Raw genomic sequence first — 5,752 nt, 5'->3', positions numbered from 1 at the left:
CGGCCAGACGGCAAAAAGCCCCGCCGGGTCTTGTCCCGGCGGGGCTTTTTTCGGTATGGCGGAGAGAGAGGGATTCGAACCCTCGAAGGGGCTATAAACCCCTTACTCCCTTAGCAGGGGAGCGCCTTCAGCCACTCGGCCACCTCTCCAACAAGCGCCGCATGGTAGCGGCTTTGACGGCAGGAATCAATGCCGCCGACCGCCGGGGCACCTCGCCGGACATGTCCGCCACCAGTGCCCTGCGAGCAAGGCAAGAATCCGGCGGGGGAGTGCCGTGATCGGCACGGCGAGGGACAAACGATCGTGACGGCCGGAGATCAGCTAGAGGACTCGCCTTCTCCGTCCTGGTCCGTCTCGCTCTTGATGCGCTGATAGATTTCCTCGCGATGCACGGCGACATCCTTGGGCGCATCAATACCGATTCGGACCTGGTTTCCCTTGATGCCGAGCACCGTGATGGCGACGTCGTCGCCGATGCGCAGCACCTCACCAATGCGGCGGGTCAAAATCAACATATGTGGTCACTCTCTGTGTTTGGCGGCCCACCGGTGTTCCGTCGAGGCCATGCCGAAATATTAGCCTGTGAACCGTCGATCAGCTCAGGGATACCTCAGGGGTATCCAGCTCGAAGGCATCGTGCAGGGCACGGACAGCCAGTTCCAGGTACTTGTCGTCGATCACGACCGAGATCTTGATCTCGGAGGTGGCGATCATGCGGATGTTGATCTTCTCCTCGGCCAGCACCCGGAACATCTTCGAGGCGATGCCGGCGTGCGAGCGCATGCCCACGCCCACCAGCGAGATCTTGACGATGTTGTGGTTGCCGGAGACCTCGCGCGCATCCAGCCCCTCGGCGGTCGTGCGCATCAGGTTGAGCGCCTTGTCGAAGTCGTTGCGATGCACCGTGAACGTGAAGTCCGTGGTGTCGTCGGCACCGATGTTCTGGAGAATCATGTCGACTTCGATATTGGCCTCGCCGATCGGGCCGAGGATCTTGTAGGCGATCCCGGGGCTGTCCGGCACGCCCTTGATGGTCAGCTGGGCCTCGTCCTTGTGAAACGCGATCCCGGAAATTACTGGTTCTTCCACGCCGTCTTCCTCCAGGGTAATCAGGGTGCCGGGGCCATCCTGGAACGAGGACAGCACCCGCAGGGGGACGTTGTACTTGCCGGCGAACTCCACCGAGCGGATCTGCAGGACCTTCGAGCCCAGGCTGGCCATTTCCAGCATTTCCTCGAAGGTGATCCGGTCGAGCCGGCGGGCCTTGGGCACGACGCGCGGATCGGTGGTGTACACCCCATCGACATCGGTGTAGATCTGGCACTCGTCGGCCTTGAGCGCCGCGGCCAGGGCCACCGCCGAGGTGTCCGACCCGCCACGGCCGAGCGTGGTGATCTGGCCGTGCTCGTCGACCCCCTGGAAGCCGGCGACCACGACCACGCGGCCGGCGTCGAGGTCACCACGGATCGTGTCCGTGTCGATCGACTGGATGCGCGCCTTGGTGTGCGTGCTGTCGGTAAGAATGCGCACCTGCGCGCCGGTGTACGAGCGTGCATCCTGGCCACGTGCCTGCAGGGCCATCGACAGCAGCGCGATGGTGACCTGCTCGCCGGTGGCGACCAACGTGTCGAGCTCGCGCGGGGTCGGTTCGGCCTGGATCTCTCTGGCCATGCCGATCAGGCGATTGGTCTCGCCGCTCATCGCCGAGACCACGACGACCACCGAGTCACCGTTTTTCGCGGCGCGCTGGACGCGCTCGGCAACCGCCTGGATACGCTCGACACTGCCGACCGAGGTACCGCCGTATTTCTGTACGATTAACGCCATCTTGTCGTTTCCTCGGCACCGTCCTGGCGGTGCCCACTCCTCGTCGCTGACGTGAGAAAGTCAAAGCAGCCGGGCAGTATAGCCCCCTGACCGGACTTTTTCATCCGCCGTCCGGATCCCGCCGGACTGTGACAGCGGCGAACCGTCCGGGTTCAGCCCAGCTGGTCGGCCACCCAGGCGCGCGCAGCGGACAGGGCCTCGGCCAGGCGTTCCGGCTGGCTGCCGCCGGCCTGCGCCATGTCCGGTCGACCGCCACCCTTGCCGCCCACCTCGGCAGCGGCGACATTGACCCAGTCGCCCGCCTTGAAGGTCTTGGTCAGGTCCTTGGACAGGCCGGCCACCAGGCGCACCTTGCCGTCGTCGACGGTGCCCAGCAGGATCGCGGCGGTGCCGAGCTTGTCGCGCAGCCTGTCCATGCTCTCGCGCAGCGTGCCGGCATCGGCGCCCGGCAGTTCGGCGACCAGCACCTTGGCCGGACCGATGCTCTCGGCACTGTCCGCCAGCTCGTCGCCGCTGGCCGAGGCAAGCTCGGCCTTGAGCTTCGCCAGTTCGCGTTCGAGTTGACGCGAGCGCTCGAGCATCTGCGCCACCCGCTCGGCCGCCTCGGTCTTCGGCCCGCGCAGCAATTCCGCGATCTCGCCGACCGTCTGGTCGGCACGCTCGGCCTCGGCCAGCGCCGCGGCACCGGTAACCGCCTCGATGCGGCGCACCCCCGAGGCCACCCCGGACTCGGCCACGATCTTGAACAGACCGATATCGCCACCGCGACGGGCATGCGTGCCGCCGCAAAGTTCCATCGAGAACGGCCCCAGGGTCACCACGCGCACGACGTCGCCGTACTTCTCGCCGAACAGCGCCATTGCGCCGGCCGCACGTGCCTCGTCGATCGCCATCTCGCGGGTCTCGACCGCGTGGTTCTCGCGCACCTGGGCATTGACCAGCCGCTCGATCTCGCGCAATTGCTCGCGGGTGACCGGCTTGTCGTGCGAGAAGTCGAAGCGCAAGGCCTCGGGCCCGACGCGCGAACCCTTCTGCTGGACGTGGTCGCCCAGTACCTCGCGCAGCGCGGCGTGCAGCAGGTGGGTGGCGGAATGGTTGAGACGGATCTCGGCGCGGCGTTCGGCGTCGATGCGTGCGGTCACGGCATCCCCCGGGGCGAGGTGGCCGTCGGTGAGCGTGCCGTGGTGCAGGAAGACCCCGCCCTGCTTCTGGGTGTCGTGCACGACGAAGCGCCCATTGGCCGACTCGATCACGCCGGTGTCGCCGACCTGACCGCCGGACTCGGCGTAGAACGGCGTGCGATCGAGCGCGATCACGCCATCCTGGCCGCGATCAAGCGCCTCGGCCTGGCTACCCTCGCGGGCCACGGCCACCACGGTGGCCTCGAGGGCCTCCTGCTCGTAGCCGTCGAACACGGTCGGCTCGTCCGTGCCGATCTTGATCGTCTCGGCGGTGAAGTGACTGGCCGCGCGCGACTGGGCACGTCGCCCGGCCATCTCGCGCTCGAAGCCTTCTTCGTCCACGACCAGACCGCGCTCGCGCGCGATGTCGGCGGTGAGATCCAGCGGAAACCCGTGGGTATCGTAGAGCTTGAACGCGGTCTCGCCATCGATGGTGCCGCCCTCGGCAAGCCCGGCGACCGCCTGCTCGAGCACCTGCATGCCGGAGGCCAGCGTCTGCAGGAAACGCTCCTCCTCCGCCAGGAGCACCCGGGCGACCTCGTCTTCGGCCTTGAGCAACTCCGGATAGGCATCGCCCATCTCCTTGACCAGCGGCCCGACCAGCTTGTGGAAGAACGGCGCGTCCTGACCAAGCTTGTGGCCGTGACGGGCCGCGCGGCGGATGATGCGGCGCAGCACGTAGTCGCGCCCCTCGTTGCCCGGGCGCACGCCGTCGACGATCAGGAACGCACAGGAACGGATGTGGTCGGCGATGACCTTGAGCGAGCTCGACTCGCGGTCGGTCGCGCCGGTCGCCTGCGCGGCCGCCTCGATCAGGTGCTGGAACAGGTCGATCTGGTAGTTCGAGTGCACCCCCTGCATGACCGCGGCGAGGCGCTCGAGGCCCATGCCGGTGTCGACCGAGGGCTTGGGCAGGTCGGTGAGCGTGCCGTCGGCCGCCCGGTCGTACTGCATGAAGACGATGTTCCATATCTCGATGAAGCGATCGCCGTCCTCGTCCGGCGAGCCCGGCGGGCCACCCGGGATCTCCGGACCGTGATCGTAGAAGATCTCGGAACAGGGACCGCAGGGGCCGGTGTCGCCCATCTGCCAGAAGTTGTCGGAACCGCCGCCCGGCTTGTCGCCGATGCGCAGGATGCGGTCCTCGGGCAGGCCGATGTCGTCACGCCAGTGGGCGAAGGCCTCGTCGTCGGTCTCGTAGACGGTGACCAGCAGCCGGTCGGCGGGCAGACCGAGGGTCTCGGTCAGGAAGTCCCAGCCATAGCGGATCGCCTCGCGCTTGAAGTAGTCGCCGAAGCTGAAGTTGCCCAGCATCTCGAAGAAGGTGTGATGCCGGGCGGTGTAGCCGACGTTCTCGAGATCGTTGTGCTTGCCGCCGGCGCGCACGCAGCGCTGCACGGAGACCGCACGCGGATTGGCGCGTTTCTCCTGGCCGAGGAAGGCCTCCTTGAAGGGCACCATCCCGGCGTTGGTGAACAGTAGCGTCGGGTCATTGGCCGGAATCAACGACGCGGAGGGCACGATCTCGTGCCCACGCTCGGCGAAGAAATCCAGAAAGGACTGACGAATCTCGGCGCTGGTCTTCATGCACGAACCATCTCGGAAAGCGGGGAGGACAAAGGGCGGATTGTAGCGCAGGCACCCGGCGGGCGAACAGGAACACGCCCCGTCGATGAACGGGGCGTTGCGAGGGAAGGTCAGAACCGGTCGGGGTCGGATCGGTCTTCGTCCTTGGGCCACCAGCCGGCCAGCTCGTGAGAAAGCTCCGGCGGAAAGCCGCGGCGGACCAGGTGACGATGCCGACGGGCTCGGTCGGGGAAGTCCGCGGGGGGCTCGCGAAAGCGCGCCAGCAGTTGCTCGCGCGCCAGTTCGGCCCAGTCCTGCGGCTCGGCGGCGAAGGCCTCGCTCACCACGCCCTCGTCGACACCCTGCTGGGCCAGTTCGTTCGAGATGCGGTCGGGGCCGTAGCGCCGTGCCGCGCGGGCACGGATCAGGCTTTCGGCGTAGCGCCGATCCGACTGCCAGCCTTCCTCGACCAGGCGGTCGAGCACCGGGTCGACCTCGTCGGTGGAAAACCCCCGATCGGCGAGCTTGCGGGCCAGTTCCAGCCGGCTGTGCTCGCGCCGGGCCAGCAGGCCCACCGCGCGCTTCTCGCAGTCGAGCAGGCGACGCTTCTCGTCGTCCACGGGACCGCTGCGACCTTACGAGGTCTCGTCGACCGGCGTCTCGTCGGCCTCGCTCTTCTCGGGGATCGGGGCGGGCTTGGGCATCATGATCTCGCGCACCTTGGCCTCGATCTCATCGGCGATCTCCGGGTTCTCGGCCAGGAACTGTCGCGCGTTGTCCTTGCCCTGCCCGATGCGGGTGTCGCCATACGAGTACCAGGCGCCGGCCTTCTGGATGATGCCGTGCTTGGCCCCCAGGTCGACCAGTTCGAGCAGGTGGGAGATGCCCTCGCCGTAGAGGATGTCGCAGTCGACCACCTTGAACGGCGGCGCCATCTTGTTCTTGACCACCTTGATGCGGGTCTGGTTGCCGATGACTTCCTCGCCCTTCTTCACCGCGCCGACGCGGCGGATGTCGAGACGCACGGAGGAGTAGAACTTGAGCGCGTTGCCGCCGGTGGTGGTCTCCGGGCTGCCGTAGGTGACGCCGATCTTCATCCGGATCTGGTTGATGAACATCACCATGCAGTTGGTGCGCTTGATGTTGCCGGTCAGCTTGCGCAGCGCCTGGCTCATCAG

The 5,752-nt window shown here is 66.9% G+C and carries 4 protein-coding genes, 1 tRNA gene and 1 pseudogene; all 6 read right to left on the bottom strand.

The features are described from left to right. Positions 1 to 56 precede the first annotated feature (56 nt). A tRNA-Ser gene (locus ACLFRM_RS08825) sits at positions 57 to 149 on the bottom strand. Positions 150 to 317: 168 nt separating this feature from the next. Further along, a complete protein-coding gene (gene csrA, locus ACLFRM_RS08820) occupies positions 318 to 515 on the bottom strand; it encodes a carbon storage regulator CsrA (protein ID WP_410755371.1) in 198 nt (65 codons plus the stop codon). 79 nt (positions 516 to 594) lie between these two features. Next, positions 595 to 1,827 carry an aspartate kinase gene (locus ACLFRM_RS08815; RefSeq protein ID WP_410755370.1) on the bottom strand — a complete coding sequence of 411 codons (1,233 nt, stop codon included), beginning with the start codon at positions 1,825 to 1,827 and terminating at the stop codon, positions 595 to 597. 152 nt (positions 1,828 to 1,979) lie between these two features. Further along, positions 1,980 to 4,595 carry an alanine--tRNA ligase gene (alaS, locus tag ACLFRM_RS08810; protein WP_410755369.1) on the bottom strand — a complete coding sequence of 872 codons (2,616 nt, stop codon included), beginning with the start codon at positions 4,593 to 4,595 and terminating at the stop codon, positions 1,980 to 1,982. Between the two features lie 110 nt (positions 4,596 to 4,705). Continuing rightward, entirely contained in the window at positions 4,706 to 5,194 is a 489-nt protein-coding gene (locus ACLFRM_RS08805; RefSeq protein WP_410755368.1) for a regulatory protein RecX, read from the bottom strand. 15 nt (positions 5,195 to 5,209) lie between these two features. Further along, positions 5,210 to 5,752 (bottom strand): annotated as a pseudogene (locus ACLFRM_RS08800) (DNA recombination/repair protein RecA); the annotation flags it as partial.

Source organism: Guyparkeria sp. (assembly GCF_046540515.1).
GTDB lineage: Bacteria > Pseudomonadota > Gammaproteobacteria > Halothiobacillales > Halothiobacillaceae > Guyparkeria.
This window is presented reverse-complemented; position numbering and strand designations above follow the sequence as displayed.